The following is a 17488-nucleotide window of genomic DNA, read 5'->3' as shown; positions in this document are numbered from 1 at the left end:
AGGATCATTACTCCTCTTTCTCCTCGTCTTTGTCTGTGTCGACTTCCTCGAAGTCTGCATCGACAACGTCGTCGCCTGAGTTTCCGCCTCCCATGTTCATGTTCTGTGCGGCCTGTTTCAGGTCTTCCTCGCTCATGTTGGATGGATCGAATCCTTCGGCACCCATACCACCCATTCCTCCCGGGCCTTCCTGGTCGCCGTAGATTTCCTGACCTATCTCCTGAAGCTTTTCCTCAACTTCAGCAACTTTCTCTTCAAGCTCTTCCTTATCCTCCATCTCTACATCTTTACGGAAATCTTCCAGCTCATCCAGCTGCATCTCGATCCCTTCAACAAGACTTTCATCGACCTTGTCGCCGTGTTCTTCAAGCTGATCGCGGCCCTGAGAGATGATCTGATCGGCCTTGTTCTTCGCCTCGACAAACTCTCTACGTTTCTTGTCTTCCTCGGCGTGTTTCTCTGCTTCTTCCTTCATCTCTTCGATTTCTTCGTCGTCGAGACGTGCCTGGTCCTCGATAGTGATAGAGGCCTCTTCCCCAGACTGTTTTTCCTCTGCGGATACCTGTAGGATTCCATCGGAATCGATCTCGAAAGTTACTTCGATCTGTGGCTGTCCGGCAGGTGCTGGAGGCAGGCCTTCAAGATTGAACTGTCCCAGAGACTTGTTATCTGATGCCATCTCACGTTCTCCCTGGACTACATGTACAGTCACAACAGACTGGTTGTCCTGGGCTGTAGTGAAAGTTTTCGATTCCTCTGCAGGGATTGTCGTGTTTTCTTCAATTAGGGTCTCTGTGAGGCCTCCCTTGACTTCTACTCCCAGGCTGAGAGGTGCTACGTCAAGTAGCAGGATATCATCCATTTCACCTTCCATGCTTCCTGCCTGGATTGATGCGCCCAGGGCAACTGCTTCATCCGGACTTACACTTTTATCCGGCTGGAGTCCTGTGATAGCTTGCACATGTTCTCTGACAGCAGGGACTCGTGTCGTACCTCCTACAAGGATGACTTCATCAAGGTCTCCGGAGTCGACACCGGCGTCGTTCATAGCCTTCTTTGTCGGATCGGTCGTCCTCTGGATCAACTCTTCTACAAGATCCTCAAACTTGGATCTGGTTAACTCCTGATCCAGGTTGTATGTCTCGCCGTTCTCCTGGTAGATAAATGGGATGTTGATCTTGGTGGATTCTCTCGATGAAAGCTCTTTCTTCGCCTCCTCAGCGTTCTCACGGATACGCTGCATGGCTTCGTCGCTTTCACGGAGGTCGACTCCGTTTTCGTCCTCGAACTCTTCGAGAAGGTACTCTACAATCTTCTCGTCAAAATCGTCTCCTCCGAGATCGTTGTCTCCTTCTGTACTCTGGACTTCATAGATCCCGTCTCCCATCTCGAGGACGGTGACGTCGAAGGTTCCTCCTCCGAAGTCGTATACAAGTACAGTTTTCTCACTGTCATCATCTAATCCGTATGCAAGAGCTGCTGCAGTCGGCTCGTTCAGAATTCTTTCAGCTTCAAGTCCTGCGATCTCCGCAGCATCTTTTGTGGCCTGTCTCTGAGTATCATCGAAATGCGCTGGAACAGTAATCACAGCTTTCTCAACATCATCTCCAAGCTTGTCTTCAGCATCGTTTTTCAGCTTCTGCAGAATCATGGAAGAAATTTCCTGTGGAGTGTAATCCTCTCCGTCAAGATTGACTTCGTAGTCCTCTCCCATGTGTCTCTTTATCGACTTTACAGTGTTTTCCTCGTTTGTAAGTAGCTGGTTTTTCGCAGGCTTTCCGACAAGCCTTTCACCGTCGTCAAAACCTACTACGGAAGGGGTTACACGTTCTCCTTCCTTGTTTTCGATTATTTTTGGTTCTCCATCTTCGATGGTTGCCATTGCGCTTCTTGTTGTTCCCAAGTCGATTCCGATGATCTTGCTCATTTTTCAGTTACACCTAGATTATGTTTTTGTTTACGTGAATAAAAATTTTAAAGCAATGTGAAACTAACTTCAGAAACTATCGAAACTTTCCGAAGAGGCCTCCTAGGAAACCGCTGCCATTCGAGAATCCGAGTTCCTGTGCTTTTTCTATGATGCCGTTTTCACGCAGGAACTCTTCATTACCGAGAACAGATTTATCGCACAGATCCAGTGCGATAAACTTTCCATCTCTATATGCCATATTCCTCCTTTTCAGGCCTTCTCTATCGTAATCAAACTCGTGTGCCGGAAGCTCTCCGGATTCAAACATCCGCTTCAGAACTTTACAGGCCTCTTCGAGCCCTTCCCTGTTACTTCCGGGCTCAACGTAGTTTTTCTCGTATTCCATAGTTGTTACGGCGAATTTTTCCCCATCGACTTCAGCGACTGCCACGCTGCGATTTTTCGGAGCTCCCAGTCTATACTTTTCAGGAAGCTGCTCGATCCTCTCAGCAACTTCTTCATGAGTCAAAGCAAGTATAGCAGTCTCCCAGGAATTTTCTGCAGTATGAGAGGCCTTCAGAACTTTCGAGTCCTGACGATCTGTGTATATCGTCCAGGTGCCTCCGGAAGTCATCCGCTTCCATTTCCCCGATACGCCGTCTACAGTTCCGTAACGCAGCTCGTTCAGGACTTCCATGTCAAACTTCAGGACTTTCAGCGAGTTCAGATCAAGATTTTTCTCAAGTATTTTTTCCACACGCTGAGTGACTTTGTTTCCGAACTCTGAACTCATCTCCTCGAAGATCTTTTCCAGACTGTGTTCCACAGGAAGCTTCCCATCCGACTTGAAGGCCTTCCTGACGATAGTACCAGGCCCGAGAGGATAATTCGTATCAACTCCGTAGACTATCAACTGGGCACACGTCAAAGAATTTCTGCTCTCCAGGCCCTCCAGAAGATCCTCCCATCCAGGATCGATCTCCAGAGGATCGTTCTCAGCTCTCTTCCTCACAACATCAAGTTACTCATCCGAGTTAAAAAATCAAATTTCCTGCACTCTACTTTCCCCTTATTTCAACTGAGCCATCGTCTCTACCAGGACGGCCGTCATAAGTTATCAGCTGTAGCTCAAAACTTTCTTCATCACCGCCTAGCTCGTAAAGATATTCTTTGTGTCTCGGCTGTTCAAGGCCTCCAACGCTGGTTCTTCTGTAGCTCACATCTTCCTCATCAAGAACTGACTCAACCTGGCTTCTGAGTTCCTCTCCTTCAAAGGCCTCTGCTTTCTCCTCCAGTCTGGAATGTATATACTCAGGATTCATCTTCGGATTCTCTAGGCCTCTCGGATACAACTACTTCTGCAGCCCTCAGAACTTTTCCATCGAAACGGTAGCCTTTCCTCTTCTGTTCAAGTATCGTCTTCGGCTCGTGTTCCTCGTGCTCTCTGGTATCAACGGCTTTATGGACTTCTGGATCGAATTTTTCCCCTGTCTCGATGACCTCTAGGCCTTCACTGTTCAGTTTGCTGTACAATTGTTCGTTCACCATCTCCACGCCCTGGACGACAGCTGTCTCCTCGTCTGCCGCCATCAAAGCTCTTTCAAGATTGTCCATGACCTCGATCAGATCTTCCGCCAATTCTTGTTTGGCCTCTTTCTGCCATCTTTCCTTTCTTTCGTCCTGTTTCTTCCTGTAGTTCTCGAAGTCGGCCTTTGTCTTTTTGGCCAGTTCCTCGAATTTTTCCCTCTCACATCTCTCCTCGTCAAATTTTTTCTCCATCTCGTTCAGGGCCTCTACAAGTTCTTCGCGTGAGAGATCTTCATAGCTCATACCTGAAGATGGGAAGAAAAATTTGAAATACTTCACAGAGGCCTCATTCCCGGGATCAACAGAGTCTGTAACTTTTTCAGGCCTCTAAATTACTTGAGTACTTTGAGGTAAAACTATACGTGTTTAAAAGAAGGGAGGCCTCAATTGTACCTATGGATATTTCTCTTACAACTCCTTTCATGTCTATAGCTTCTACAGGAGCAGGAGGAAACTACATGGCGTTTATGATTTTTGTACTGGGATGGATTTTTGTAGGATACGCTTTTTCAGGAGTTTCGTCGGTTTTAAGCTCTATAGCAAGCATTTTTTCCTGAAGCAAATTTTATTATACCTTCTTTGTTTTAATCTGTTTTTATGGGAGATGATCATCCGTTTGTCGATGAGGAGGCCCGCAAGTCCTCCACAATTGTTACTAAAAACTCTATAGCGATACCTGAGGATCGTCAGAAGTACAGGCTGAGTGACAGGGCCTGGAACTGGGAGAAGATTGTTGATCTTTTCTTCCCTCACGAGCAGTCGCCTAAGAGGAACAAGTACGCGAAAATTTTCCTGCGTGAGCTGAAAACTGAGGGAGAAATCGATTCCGAGAAACTGAATAACTTCGATGAATGGGGACACGAGAAAGGCCTCTCCAATCTGAAAAACAATATTCTGCCTAAGCTCCGGCGTTTAGGGGCAATTCAGTACGAGTATCTGGAGTACCGTGATTCGAGAGAAGGCTCTCAGGGCCGCAGAAAAGTCATCAAGCCAGCGAAGTCTTTCACCTCGATGCTTGATTCTATGGCCAACGGCTGGGCTGCCTTCGAGTCGGCGGCATACCAGAGTCAGGACTGATTCTGGAGGCCTGTAATCTTCTTTATTCTTGTTTTTCTGGTTTAAAGTGCTGTTGCCGGGACAACGTTTGCTTCAGGTGAGACATCGGTAGTCTGTCGAGTGGTCTCTTCGTGCTGAGCCTGAAGCTCGGTTTCGAAGTGGCGTGTGTTCGCATCCATTGTGTGTATTGCACCTCTGATCGTTGTACGTATCGTATCTTTTACAGATAGACTAGATAGGTGCCAAGGACAGTGCACCACCTTGCAAGCAGCACACTGCCCAAGCCCTCATTCCATGTTCCATAGAGGTAGAACGAGAGGCTGTCAAGAATTTGGTTTTTTGAGTATTCGCGGTCGGTACTTGGCCAGTCAATGTCGGCCAAGACTTCATCCCACTTTACTCTGCCAGATAATTAATAATGGAGAAAGCCTTGGCCTTGTTTTCGGTATGGGTGCACCTCACCAGATCCATCCACATGTTTCCAGCGGGTGAAATAGTATTAACCAAGGCCATTTTCTTCAACCTCTAATTAGAAGTCGACCCTTTTAAGTTTTCCCTCCAAACATGCACAGCGGAAAAGGAAAAAGTATCCGGAAAACCTTTGCAGGCCTCTACTCGAATCTTTCAGGCCTGTCAGCCACTTTCTCGATCAATTTTTCACGGACGATCTCAAGCAAGTCCTGAAGATTCTCGGCGTCGTACTGATTGTACCTGACAAGCTTGTTCAAGGCCTCTTCGTCACCGTTGTTCTCGTACTTCTTCCACAGCTTGATCGCCTCCCTTCCATCGATATCCTCCAGTTCTCGCTGAATCTTCAAGTCTTTCTCGATCTTCTTCAGGCCTCCACTGTATCCAAGTCGTTTACACGGATACATCAAATCGATGTGCGGCGTCTCGATATTCAAGTCAAAGTTTTTCTCCAGGAAAGGAGCATCGAAACGCTTCCCGTTAAATGAGACAAGCATAGATGACTCGAAAATCTCGTTTTCAAGTTTTTCACGAGTCAGATTCTGGCCTCTGATTAATGTCTTTGATTCGCCGTTACGGTAGAAACTTACTGTCGTGGTCTTGTTCCTTTCCGGCTTCAGGCCTGTTGTCTCGATATCGAAGAACGTGACATCTTTCTCAAAATTTTTGTAGGCTCTCCACAGGCTTTTGTTTGGGAGTTTGTCGTCGAAGTAAATTGAGTTATTCACTTTCAAATTTTTGCGGGCCTTCTCCATGTGTTCCTGAACTTTATTGTGCTTAGAAGAGTCTTCAAGATGGTCCCAGTGCCGTATATTGTCTTTCCAGAGTTTTTTCTCGGTCTTCTGGCCAATGCCAGGGAACAGGATAAATGAGTTTTCCAGTTTCACTGTAGAACAATCTGATCGGTGAGAAATAAAAAAAGGAAGTATGAAACGTACAGGCCTCTTCAAGAAAAAACTTTATCTTGAAGTCTTAACGTCTGCTGCCTGTACTGTCTTTCTGCCGGCGTGCTCAGCGTACTGCTTTGCTTCTCTTGCACGATCCTCTGCGTGTGCTTCTAGTTCATCTCTTAGTTCTTCTACTGCGTCCTCTGAAACTCTTGAAGCGCCGGCCTGCTTGATAATTCTCTTTACAGGTGCTAGTGGTAGTTCTGCCATTGTATAGTGTCACCTCCTTTAAGGCTTGTACTGATAATTTACGTTCTACTCCTATATAAAAATATGTGGCGTGCAGCACACGTTAAACAGTTATCGTCCTGTAGACAACTCTTACAAATGAAAAAGAAAACACTGGGAAAAGGCCTCTCCATTCTACCACTGTATAAACTCTGGCATTCTCCGGAAAGGCCTGTAGATATTGTGAAAAAGTCACAGTTGCTTCATTTCAACTGCGATGCCATCACCTATCTCTGCAACAGCATAGTAGCCCTCCAGTACAGGCCCTGGATTTACTGCCACAGTCCCGTTGAACTTATCTCTGCCTCGGGATTCATGGATATGGCCTGTCAGAACGAGATCGAACTCGGAGTCTTCAAGTAACTCTCTTACTTCCGGACTGCCCACATGCTCGCCATCTGCGATATCCAGTTCACTGTTCGCCGGAGGCTGATGGATAACAGCCAGACGTGTATCTGCCTTCATCCGCTCGCTCAAAGTCTCCACAGCGTTCTTGATTTCCTCTCCTGACGGCTCGAAAGGAGTGCCGAAAGGAGTGATTCCTCCTCCGTGGCCAACAGCCTCAAAGCCATCGAAAGATCCGATCTTCCTGTGTAAATTGATTCTTCGCTCCCTCAAGGCCTTCACACAGGCCTCTTCAGGATCCATATTCCCGGGGACGGCTTTAACGAGCTTGTCTTTCTTATCGAAAAGGTCAAGCACTTCATCCAGCTTTCCCTCGTAGTCATCGAACTCTCTGGCATCTGAAAGATCTCCGGCGCACAGGATGGCCTCAAAATCCTCTTTTTCAATTATTTTTTCCAGCTTGTCTGTATCTCCGTGAATATCAGTTATCAGAAGTGTCCTCATAAACTGTCTTTGAAGGCCTGACAACTTAAGTCTTTGACACAGGAATCCATTTACTTAACTCTCGGCCCGGAAAAATAATCCTGTGGAAACTGACGTAACTGTAATCGATGCTGACTACCGTATAGACAACGGTGAAGTCCTGATAAGGGCTTTCGGAAAAACAGCAGCAGGAGAGAATATCCTCATAGAGGACAGACAACTGCAGCCATACTTCTACGCAGTCCCGAATGAAAACGCTGAAGAACTGAAGGAAGAGATAGAAAGCAGACAGTTCACAGATGACGACGATGAACCCTTGGAAGTAAGAGAAATAGAGATACAGGACAAAAAATTAGGCCTAGAGGAGGTAAAGGCCCTGAAGATCTCCACAGATATACCGGCGAACGTCCCTAAACTGAAGTATCCCGTAAGTAAGATGCAGGAAGTCAAGGAATGCAGAGAATTTGATATACCATTCTACAAAAGATTTCTGATCGATAGAGGGATAAGGCCTGGAGAAACAGTTCGCGTGAACGGAGAACAGGCCTCTGGAGATATTGAACGAAAAATTTTACTTGAAGAAGTCACTGAATCCGATAAAGAGGAGCCAAGTTTCTCCAAACTGGCTTTCGATCTTGAAGTAATCGATGAAGAGGTAGTTATGGCCTCTTTCTACGGTGAAGATTTTGAAAAAGTTCTTTCTACTGGGGAGATCGATGAAGATTTTGTTGAGACTTTTGAATCCGAGAAAGAGCTTTTACAGAGATTTATGGCGATAATAGAGGATAGAGATACCGATATAATAACAGGGTACAACACCGATGAGTTTGATTTCGGTGTACTCAGAGAACGAGTCCAGAAATACGGGATGGAGCTTTCGCTTGGCAGAGATGGCGAAAGAATGAAATACAACAGGAGAGGCCGCTTCAAGGGAGCAAGACTGAAGGGTAGGATGCATCTCGATCTTTTCCCGTTCATATCACATGTAGTAGCTCCAGGCCTTGATTCGGAGACTCTTGACCTTGATTCTGTAGCTGAAGAGATGCTGGGAGAGAACAAGGATGAAGTAACTTTTGAAGAGATGAAACAGTGGTGGAGAGACAGCGAAAATCTGGAAAAATTTGCAAGATACAATTTAAGAGATTCCGAGCTGGCCTACAGGCTTTCTGAAGAGCTTGTGCCGCAGATAATGGAGCTTTCCAGGATCACAGGCCTCATACCGTTCGATGCGTGCAGGCTGACTTACGGACAGTTGACGGAAAACTTCCTCCTCAGAGAGGCCTTCAACAGGAACATGCTGGCGCCTAACAGGCCTACAAGGAATGAAAGGAGAAGAAGGCAGAATCAGGGAGCTTACGAGGGAGGTTTTGTATATACTCCGGATTCAGGCCTCTATGAAGATGTTTCTGTTTTTGATTTCCGTTCTCTGTATCCGACGGTTATGGTGGCTCATAATATTTCGCCTGAAGTCCTTGATCTCGAGGACTGCGATGAAAAATTTACTCTGGAGGAGTTCGACTTCTTTTTCTGTCAGGATGAACAGGGATTTTTCCCGGAGCTTATCGAAGGCCTGGTAGGAAGCAGGTATGAATTGAAGGAGAAGTTAAAGGATCTTGAGGAAGACTCTCTCGAGTATGAACGGGTTTACAGCCGCCAGCAGGCCCAGAAAATCCTCGCCAACTCGTTCTATGGGTATCTGGGATATGATGGAGCACGATGGTATTCCAAGGAGTCTGCACAGGCCACTACGTATCTTGGAAGAGAGTATATCGAGGATACTATAGATATCGCCGAGGAGATGGGATTCGAGATCGTCTACGGCGATACTGACTCGGTCTTCATACAGGGAGAGGACGTCAAGGAAAGGAAAGAAAGTTTCCTCGAGAAAGTTAACTCGACTCTTCCTGAGTTCATGGAACTGGAGTTCGAGGGCTACTTCGTACGAGGATTCTTCACGTCGAAGGCCTCAGGCGAAGGAGCCAAGAAGAAGTACGCATTGATGGATGAAGAAGGAGGCCTCAAGATCACAGGCTTCGAGCAGGTGAGAAGGGACTGGAGTCCTGTGGCCAAAGAAACTCAGAAAAAAGTCTTGAATCTTGTGCTCCAGGACAGGATCTCGGAGGCCGCTGAAGAAGTCAAAGAAACTATAGAGGCCCTGAAAAATCAGGAAATGCCTGTGGAACGTTTGAAGATTCATACGACACTGACAAAGCCCCCTGAAGAGTACGGATCCACGGCTCCGCACGTTGAGGCCGTGAAAAAAGCCAGGAAAAGAGGCATGGATATAGAGCCGGAGACTACAGTTGATTATGTTGTTACTCGCGGTGGTGGAGGTATCTCAGAGAGAGCTGAACTTACGAAATTCGCCGATAACTATGATCCGGACTATTATATAGATAACCAGGTTGTGCCTGCTGCTGTACGAGTTCTCAAAGTTTTTGGATACACTGAAGATGAGCTCAAAGGCAAAGGCAGACAGAGCGGCCTTGGAAGATTCAGCTAGAAGTTATAATGTAGAATTTTTTGAGAAAAAATTTGGGAAAAAGGGAGTAATCCCCTTTTTGAAGGCCTTTAGCCTGCTAGTTCGTCCTCTATCATGCTTTCAAGTGTTGAGTACCTGAAGTCTGAGGCCTGTTCTCCGTTCACGAAGATTGTTGGTGTACCTGAGACACCTGCGTTGAGGCCTTCTCTCATGTCCTCGTTTACTCTGTTAACTGTTTCCTGACTTGCTATGCAGGACTGTATTGCCTCGTAGTCAAGGCCTTCAGTGTTTTCTTCGACTAACTGAGTCAGTCTTTCAGGAGTGTAATCTATACTTCTCTGCACATCGTACAGTGCATCGTGTACAGGCCAGAAAGATTCCTCGTCCTGCTGGTAAGTACATTCTGCTGCGACCGATGCAGCTGTGGCCTGTGGATCGTGGAAGTCCAGAGGGAAGTCGAGGTAGTAAAACTTTGCCTGACCTGTTTCGATGTAATTATCTTCAAGTCTAGGCTTCACGCCGTCATTGAAGCTCTTGCATGAAGGGCAGTAGAAATCCTCGAAAGCGACTATGCTGACGTTGGCGCTTTCATTTCCAAGTACCGGCTCACCTTCAAGCGTAAAGCTGGCGGTGCTGTTGGACGCATCTCCGCCGTTACCTGCGTTAAGCAACTGAGGGATTAGAATAGCAGCAATAACGATCGCTACACCGGAGGCAAGAACTTTGAAAGCAAGATTCTTCTTTCTCTCACTTTCCTTCTTCTCCTGTTCCTCTTTTTCTCTCCTAGCTTTCTTTACAGTATCTTTTTGATGAGAATTAAGTTCATCCTCATGCTCTTCACCCCAGTGAACGTGAAGCTCCAGATCAGACTCGAACTCCTCGCCACAGAAATCACATTCAGGCATAAACAAAACACTGCACGGCATAACTTAAAAATTCACGCCTCTACACAGTCCCTCTAAACAGTATCCAGAAATTTTACTTATGGATAGACTCTCCACGAGCATCCTCACAGGCCTCTGCAAAGGCCTCAGGGAACGTAGGATGAGCATGGATAGTGTTGATAACGTCATCAAGATAGGCCTGCATCTCGAGCGCCAGCGTCGCCTCCGCTATCATGTCGGAGGCCCTTGAGCCGACTATCTGAACTCCCTGAAGCTTCTCATCTCCTGACGCGACTACACGGATGAAACCATGATCCTGATTTATTGTCAGAGATCTACCGGAGGCCCTGAAGGGAAACTTTCCTATCATGACGTCGTCAAATCTTTCACGGGCCTCGTCCGGAGTCATTCCAACTACAGCAACTTCAGGATCTGTATACATCGCCTTCGGAATATACTGATTGTCAAAAGCAGCGGCCTCTCCTGCAGCAACTTCTGCAGCAACCCGGCCCTCTCTGTACGCCTTGTGTGCCAGCATAGGCTGTCCGATACAGTCTCCAATAGCCATTATATCATCACGCGATGTCTTCATCTGTTCATCTACTTCTAGGAAGCCGTCGTCACTGATCTCAAGGCCTGCGTTCTCCAGATCAAGATTCTCCAGTACAGGCCTTGCTGTCCTGCCAGCAGCCACGAGAACATAATCGCCTTCAAGACTCATTTTTTCACCGTCTTTCTCCGCTTTCAAGACTGTCTTTCCATCTCTCTGCTCTACACCAGAGGCCTTCACGCCTGTAAAAATCTTGTCGCCGTACTCGGGATTAGATTCCCGTAACTCGTTCACTATCTCTTCATCGAAGTTCTGCAGAACTCTATCCGCTGCCTCCACGATTTTTACCTCGGAACCAAATTTTGCGAATTTTGTGGCTGCTTCCATACCGATATATCCGCCTCCTACTACCACGAGATCTTCAGGAGCTTCGTCAAGGCTTAGGAGGCCTCTTGAGGAAATTACGCCTTCTTTACTGTATTCGAGGCCTGGTATCTCGATTGGCTGACTTCCTGTGGCGATAACAGCGTTTTCGAACTTCACGTTCTCAGCATTGTGCTCCTCCTCGATTCTTACAGTATCTTCGTCGATGAAACGGGCCTCTCCCTGTTTTACAGTAACTCCTTCCCGGTCAAGTATATGTTCAAGGCCCGAGTTCAGTTCATCCACTACAGAATCCTTCCAGTTCATGATTTTAGAGAAATTAATATTCTCGCACTCTGCCTCGATTCCGATCTCATGCCAGTTCTGGATCTCATGATGGAACTTGGAGGCGTGGATAAGTGCTTTTGCCGGTATACATCCCCTATTCAGGCATGTCCCGCCAAGCTCTTCCTTATCGACAAGAACAACGTCGAGGCCTCTCTGAGCAGCTCTTATCGCAGCCGTGTATCCTCCAGGTCCTGCGCCGATTACAAGAAGCTCTGTCTGAGTCTCGATATCGCCTACTACCATTTCTATATCGCCTAAAGTTCTATCAGCATTTTTTCAGGATTCTCAAGATTTTCAGCGACTTTATTCATGAAACGTGCGGCTGTAGCTCCGTCTATAACACGGTGATCATAACTCAATGAAAGTTTCACAGTCATCCTGGGCTCCACTTCTCCTTCAAAAACTTCGGCAGTCTCAGATATTTTCCCAACACCAAGTATAGCTGTCTGAGGATAGTTTATGATTGGTGTGAAGGCCTCTCCGCCGATTGCCCCGATGTTTGATATTGAAAAGCTGCCGATACTCATCTCTTCCGGTGTTAAATCTCCGTTCCTGGCCTTCTCGGCTTTTTCACTGACTTCATCCGCCAGTTTAACTATACTTTTCCTGTCAACGTTCTTTATCTTCGGAACCATCAGGCCTCTATCAGTATCGACGGCTATGTTGAAACAGTAGAAATTCTTCAGAACTATATCATCGTTTTCCTCGTCAAGCTCGGCGTTAAGCTCTGGATAATCCTTCAGGGCCGATACAGCAGCCTTCATTATGAAAGGAAGATATGTCAGATGTGGATCAACTTCATCCTTCTCTCTTTCCCGCATTTCGGAAAGCCTCTTGACGTCAACTTTCTCGACGTGAGTGACATGCGGAGCAGTGAAACGGGATTTTTCCATCCTGTTGCCGATCTCTTTCTCGATACCGGAGAGAGGCCTGCGCTCTGTCTCTCCGCTGATCTCATCCACTGAACGACTTTCCGAGGCCTGAGAACTATCTCTGCTTTCTGCATCATTTATGTCCGATCTGGTGATCTTTCCGCCTCTGCCGGTGCCCTCTACCTTTTCTATATATATGCCTTTTTCACGAGCCAGTCTCCTGACAGAAGGAGAGGCATTAACTTTTCCAACTGAATTATCTTTTTCTGATTCTGTATCTGTCTCTGAGGCCTCGTAATCCAGCAACTCCTGTTCTGTTATTCTCTCTCCTGTCTTTATCGAGGCCAAGTCTATGCCTTTTTCCTCCGCCATTTTACGGACTCTTGGCAAAGCAAGAACATCTCCAGCATCCTGAGAATCTACTTCAAGTGCTTTTTCGCTCGATTCTATCTTTTCAGAAGTTTCTGCGGATGATTCCGAACTTTCATTATCTTTTTCGGCTTCTGAAGACTCTTCTCCGGTATCAAGCTCCATTATGACGTCGCCGACGCTGACAGTATCTCCTGGAGAGGCCTTGAGATGTTTAACTTTTCCATCTGAAGGTGCCGGGATCTCTACGACTGCTTTGTCCGTCTCAGCTTCTCCGATGATCTGATCTTCCTCAACTTTTTCGCCTTCCTCGACTTCCCATTCCAGGAACTGGCCTTCTGTTACTCCTTCACCGGTGTCAGGGAACTCGAATTTGATTCAGATCACCTAGAAATCCAGCAACTCTTCGAGGCCTTTTACAGCGCGTTTTTTATTCGGCATATAGAAATCTTCAAGACTGTAAAGAGGATATGGCACGTCAGGCCCGGCTACACGTTTCACTGGAGCCTTCATACTCAGTATCTCGTTTTCCTGTATCCTTGCAGCTATTTCTCCGCCGAAGCCTCCGCTTTTCGAGGCCTCGTGTAGAACCATAGCTCTTCCTGTCTTTTTAACTGATTCAAATACTTTTTCGAGGCCTGTTGGCGATATAGTTCTCAGATCAATTATCTCTATACTTGCATCTACTTCATCCGCTGCGTCCTCTGCTACAGGGACCATGGCCCCCCATGAAATTAGTGTGGCGTCTTCTCCTTCCTGCACAGTTTTTGAATCACCCAGTTTGATCTCCTTTGAGGTATCAACTTCTTCCTTGAAGGATCTATAAATTTTCTTCGGCTCCAGGAATATTACAGGATCGTCGCTCTGTATAGAGGCCCTGAGAAGCGAGTAAGTGTCCTGAGGTGTGCTCGGGATCACTACTTTCAGGCCTTTCGAATGAGCGAAAAATGCCTCCGGGCTTTCCTGATGGTGTTCGAGAGCCGAGATTCCACCCCCGTAAGGAGCTCTAACGGTGATCGGGGCCTCGTAGTCGCCACGACTTCTCATACGCATCCGGGCCGCATGCTCCTTCAACTGGGGGAACGCAAGATAGGAGAAACCGGAGAACTGCATCTCGACTACAGGCCTGAAACCGTACAGGCTCATACCTATAGCGGTTCCAGCGATACCTGATTCGGCCAGAGGAGATGAGAAACACCGTTCCTCGCCAAACTTTTCCTGGAGGCCTTCAGTAGCACGGAAAACACCTCCGTCCTCGCCGACATCCTCTCCGTATGCAATAACGTCCTCGTCATCAGCCATCTCGTCTTCAAGAGCCCTGTTCACGGCCTCTACAATATTCATCTTCTCTCCCATTCAGATATCACCTCCCTGATCTTCTGACACTACTTTTCCACCTCAAATTCTTTCTTCAAGGCCTCTTTCTCCTCTTCAAGTATATCAGGGGTCTCACTGTACACGTAGTCGAATAGCTCATCTAATCCGGGATCATCCATCTCCATAGCCGAATTAGCTGCTTCATCAACTCTCTTCGAGGCCTCCTGTTCGAAGTTTTCCAGTTCATCTGTCCAGAGGCCTTCATCTTTCAAGTACTGCCTGAAACGCTTCAAAGGATCTTTTTCCTTCCATTCATCGACTTCTTCATCGTCTCTGTAACGTGTCGAGTCATCTGAAGTAGTATGGTCCTCAAGTCTGTATGTTAAGGCCTCTACAAGCACTGGTTCGCCGTTACGGGCTTTCTCCAGTGCCTCCCGCACAGCCTTGATGATTGCCAGTATGTCATTTCCGTCGACCTGTATGCCGTCGATTCCATATGCAATTGCTTTCTGTGCGAGTGTATCGGACTTTGTCTGTTTCTCCCTAGGCATAGAAATCGCATATTGATTGTTCTGTACGAAAAACACGGAGTGACCGTTGAATACTCCTGAAAAGTTCAGAGCCTCGTGGAAGTCTCCTTCGCTTGTCGATCCATCTCCTGTGAATCCGAGGACTGCGTTTTCGTCTCCTCTTTTTTCCATGGCCATTCCCAGGCCTGCGGTATGAAGGTTCTGCGTTCCTACAGGGATAGCTACTGGCAAAGTATTGATTTCGGATAGATCTTTCTGGCCGTTTGCGTCGCCCATCCATCTCTGGAAAATCTTGTCAAGAGGTGCGCCACGCATGATAAAGGCTGCTGACTCTCTGAAAGAGGGTACAATCCAGTCGTCATCTTCTAGTGCAAAGACTGCGCCTATCTGGGCGGCTTCCTGGCCTTTGTGAGGAGCGTATGTTGATATTTCTCCTCTTCTCTGAAGTGAGAAGGCCTTCTCATCGAATTTTCTTGCAATCATCATTTTCCTGTAGAGTTTTCTGTATTCTTCCTCCTCTATCCATGGATGATCGTCTTCGTCATCTGCGTCCATTACCTCGATTTTCTGGATAGAAGCGGAGAAAACCTCTTCTCTCATTACAAGTCAAAAAAGGCCTCGGCTCGTATATAAAAAATCGTTTGCGACCTCTCGGTGAACTCAACAACCTAAATAACGGGCCTGAGAAAAATACTGTTGTGACTCTGGAAAATCTTTTCGAACCTGAGACTGTTGCAGTAGTAGGAGCCTCCCGGCATGAAGGCAAGACCGGCCACGAGATCTTTGATAATCTTCTCCATGGATTCGAGGGGGAAGTCTATCCTGTCAATCCGAATGCCGATGAAGTGGAAGGCGAGGAGGCCTACGACGAGTTAAGACAGGGAACTGATCTGGCTGTCGTAGCTGTTCCGGCACGTCTCGTACCTGATGTTATACGTGACTGTGGGGAGAAAAAAGTTGATACGGCTGTAGTTATCTCTGCAGGATTCTCGGAGATGGGCAACGAGGCCCTGGAATCAGAACTGGAGTATGTGGCGGAGCAGAACGACGTGAAAATTCTAGGTCCTAACGTTTTAGGCCTGATAAATACTGAAAATTCGATGAATGCAAGTTTTGCATCCGGTATGCCTGAACCAGGTGATATATCGTTTATGAGCCAGTCAGGTGCTTTCTGTACTGCTATGCTTGATTATTCGAGGCCTGAGAATATAGGATTTCATCATTTTGTCTCTCTCGGCAACGAGATGATGATAGATGAGATAGATCTACTGGAAAAATGGAGGGAAGACGATACACAGGTAGTCCTTTCATACATCGAAAGCATAGATAACGGCCGTGAATTTATTGAAAAAGCCATAGAAACATCCAGAGAAAAACCAGTAATAGCAGTGAAAGCTGGAAGGACTGAAAAAGGAGGGGAGGCGGCTTCCAGTCACACAGGAAGTATGGCAGGAAGTATAGAGGCCTACCGCGCAGCTTTCCGCAAAACAGGTATAATTGAAGCTGAATCAAACAGCGATCTACTTGAATTTGGCAAGGCCTTCTCTTTCCAGCCTTTGCCGGATGGAGAAAACGTAGCTATAGTAACAAATGCCGGAGGCCCGGGTGTAATAGCTTCTGACGAGATAAATGAGAGAGGCCTTTCTCTGGCGGAGTTTTCCGGTGAGACGAAAAACTTGCTGGATGAAAGATTGCCTGATGAGGCCTCAGCGAGGAATCCTGTAGATATAATAGGTGATGCAGGCCACAGAAGATACACTGACGCTTTCGATGCTGTTGTACGGGACGAAAACGTTGATTCTGTTCTTGTAGTTCTTACTCCGCAGGCAAATACCCAGATAGCTAAAACAGCAAGAAATCTGGCTGAAAAGGCCTCAGAAACGGATAAAACTGTTGTTGCATGCTTTATGGGAGAGGAAGATGTCGAGAAGGGACGTCAGATTCTTGAAGAACGTGGTGTGCCTGTATGTGATGATCCAGCAGATTCTGTAAAATCTCTTGCTGCCATGAATTCGTACAGAGAGTTTCTTTTATCTGAAAGAACCTACAGCGATATTGGCTATGATAGAGAGGCTGCTGAACAGGCTATGGAAAATCTTGAAGGATTTGAAAAAGGCAGGAATGTTCTGGAGGCCTACGGGATTAATACGGCGTTAACTGATACGGCAGGATCTCCTGAAGAGGCTGTCCGTACGGCATCGCGGATTGGATATCCTGTTACTCTGAAGATTGATTCTCCTGAGATAACGCACAAGTCGGATGTAGATGGCGTAAAGACTGATTTGAGGACGAGAAAGGATGTACAGAAGGCCTTCCGTGATATCATGGAAAAATCCTACACTGTGGAAGATAGTGTAGAAGGTGTGAAGGTTCAGGAACAGGTAGAAGGCCTTGAGGTAGCGCTTGGGATGAAAAGGGATTCGCAGTTCGGCCCGATGATAATGGTAGGTCTCGGAGGAATATATGTCGAGGCCCTTGAAGATATTTCCTTCGGTATAGCGCCGATAAGCGAACAGGAGGCAGAACAGATGATCGAAGAACTGCAGTCATCAGAGCTTTTCAAGGGCATCAGAGGCCAGAAACACTCTATGGAGCCTGTGAAAGATGCGATAATACGCTTGGGCCAACTTGCACTGAATCATGAGGAAGTCTCCGAGATCGATCTGAATCCGCTGGTTCTGAAAAGAGATGAAGCATACGTGGTCGATATAGAGTTCGTTACAGATTCTGAATAAGGATTGAAGAAAAAA

The 17488-nt window shown here is 46.8% G+C and carries 16 protein-coding genes and 1 pseudogene; 4 read left to right on the top strand and 13 right to left on the bottom strand.

Translation table 11 applies throughout. The features are described 5' to 3' along the window. Positions 1-7: 7 nt before the first annotated feature. The 4 genes from dnaK to ACK3SF_RS05525 all read right to left on the bottom strand — a co-directional run bounded on the left by dnaK (position 8) and on the right by ACK3SF_RS05525 (position 3739). Complete coding sequence (dnaK, locus tag ACK3SF_RS05540; RefSeq protein WP_414837704.1) at positions 8-1927, bottom strand: molecular chaperone DnaK; 1920 nt, start codon at positions 1925-1927, stop codon at positions 8-10. A gap of 76 nt (positions 1928-2003) precedes the next feature. After that, complete coding sequence (locus tag ACK3SF_RS05535; RefSeq protein ID WP_414837703.1) at positions 2004-2921, bottom strand: hypothetical protein; 918 nt, start codon at positions 2919-2921, stop codon at positions 2004-2006. Between the two features lie 46 nt (positions 2922-2967). Further along, complete coding sequence (locus ACK3SF_RS05530; protein WP_414837702.1) at positions 2968-3231, bottom strand: hypothetical protein; 264 nt, start codon at positions 3229-3231, stop codon at positions 2968-2970. Beyond that, complete coding sequence (locus ACK3SF_RS05525; RefSeq protein ID WP_414837701.1) at positions 3221-3739, bottom strand: nucleotide exchange factor GrpE; 519 nt, start codon at positions 3737-3739, stop codon at positions 3221-3223. Before ACK3SF_RS05525 ends, ACK3SF_RS05530 begins: the two co-directional genes overlap by 11 nt. A 152-nt stretch (positions 3740-3891) precedes the next feature. Between ACK3SF_RS05525 and ACK3SF_RS05520 the strand changes: the two genes are divergently transcribed. Beyond that, on the top strand, positions 3892-4053 hold the full coding sequence (locus ACK3SF_RS05520; RefSeq protein ID WP_414837700.1) for a hypothetical protein: 162 nt from the start codon (positions 3892-3894) through the stop codon (positions 4051-4053). A 40-nt stretch (positions 4054-4093) separates the two neighbouring features. Continuing rightward, positions 4094-4573, top strand: coding sequence for a hypothetical protein (locus ACK3SF_RS05515; protein WP_414837699.1), 480 nt, complete (start codon positions 4094-4096; stop codon positions 4571-4573). Between the two features lie 590 nt (positions 4574-5163). Here ACK3SF_RS05515 and ACK3SF_RS05510 read toward each other — a convergent pair. The 3 genes from ACK3SF_RS05510 to ACK3SF_RS05500 form a co-directional block, all read right to left on the bottom strand. Then, positions 5164-5907 carry a ribonuclease H-like domain-containing protein gene (locus ACK3SF_RS05510; protein WP_414837698.1) on the bottom strand — a complete coding sequence of 248 codons (744 nt, stop codon included), beginning with the start codon at positions 5905-5907 and terminating at the stop codon, positions 5164-5166. A gap of 72 nt (positions 5908-5979) precedes the next feature. Beyond that, positions 5980-6177, bottom strand: a complete 198-nt coding sequence (locus ACK3SF_RS05505) for a histone family protein (protein WP_414837697.1) — start codon at positions 6175-6177, stop codon at positions 5980-5982. Between the two features lie 210 nt (positions 6178-6387). After that, the gene (locus ACK3SF_RS05500) at positions 6388-7044 is read right to left on the bottom strand and encodes a metallophosphoesterase family protein (protein ID WP_414837696.1); all 657 of its coding nucleotides are present in this window, start codon (positions 7042-7044) and stop codon (positions 6388-6390) included. A gap of 82 nt (positions 7045-7126) precedes the next feature. Here ACK3SF_RS05500 and ACK3SF_RS05495 point away from each other — a divergent pair, with 82 nt between their 5' ends. Continuing rightward, positions 7127-9526: a DNA-directed DNA polymerase gene (locus tag ACK3SF_RS05495; RefSeq protein ID WP_414837695.1), complete on the top strand. Its 2400-nt coding sequence runs from the start codon at positions 7127-7129 to the stop codon at positions 9524-9526. A 68-nt stretch (positions 9527-9594) separates the two neighbouring features. Here ACK3SF_RS05495 and ACK3SF_RS05490 read toward each other — a convergent pair whose 3' ends face one another. The 6 genes and pseudogenes from ACK3SF_RS05490 to pdhA form a co-directional block, all read right to left on the bottom strand. Then, entirely contained in the window at positions 9595-10410 is an 816-nt protein-coding gene (locus ACK3SF_RS05490) for a DsbA family protein (RefSeq protein ID WP_414837694.1), read from the bottom strand. A gap of 73 nt (positions 10411-10483) precedes the next feature. After that, a complete protein-coding gene (lpdA, locus tag ACK3SF_RS05485) occupies positions 10484-11893 on the bottom strand; it encodes a dihydrolipoyl dehydrogenase (RefSeq protein WP_414837693.1) in 1410 nt (469 codons plus the stop codon). Between the two features lie 11 nt (positions 11894-11904). Further along, complete coding sequence (locus ACK3SF_RS05480; RefSeq protein WP_414837692.1) at positions 11905-13056, bottom strand: dihydrolipoamide acetyltransferase family protein; 1152 nt, start codon at positions 13054-13056, stop codon at positions 11905-11907. 3 nt (positions 13057-13059) lie between these two features. Continuing rightward, positions 13060-13269 (bottom strand): annotated as a pseudogene (locus ACK3SF_RS05475) (biotin/lipoyl-containing protein); the annotation flags it as partial. 9 nt (positions 13270-13278) lie between these two features. Then, the gene (locus tag ACK3SF_RS05470) at positions 13279-14247 is read right to left on the bottom strand and encodes an alpha-ketoacid dehydrogenase subunit beta (RefSeq protein ID WP_414837691.1); all 969 of its coding nucleotides are present in this window, start codon (positions 14245-14247) and stop codon (positions 13279-13281) included. A gap of 29 nt (positions 14248-14276) precedes the next feature. Next, positions 14277-15338, bottom strand: a complete 1062-nt coding sequence (gene pdhA, locus ACK3SF_RS05465; protein WP_414837690.1) for a pyruvate dehydrogenase (acetyl-transferring) E1 component subunit alpha — start codon at positions 15336-15338, stop codon at positions 14277-14279. Between the two features lie 41 nt (positions 15339-15379). On the opposite strand from pdhA, the gene ACK3SF_RS05460 reads away from it, so the two are divergent. Further along, entirely contained in the window at positions 15380-17473 is a 2094-nt protein-coding gene (locus tag ACK3SF_RS05460) for an acetate--CoA ligase family protein (protein WP_414837689.1), read from the top strand. The last annotated feature ends 15 nt before the right edge of the window (positions 17474-17488 follow it).

The sequence above is a fragment of the Candidatus Nanosalina sp. VS9-1 genome (genome assembly GCF_047555085.1).
GTDB lineage: Archaea > Nanohalarchaeota > Nanosalinia > Nanosalinales > Nanosalinaceae > Nanosalina.
This window is presented reverse-complemented; position numbering and strand designations above follow the sequence as displayed.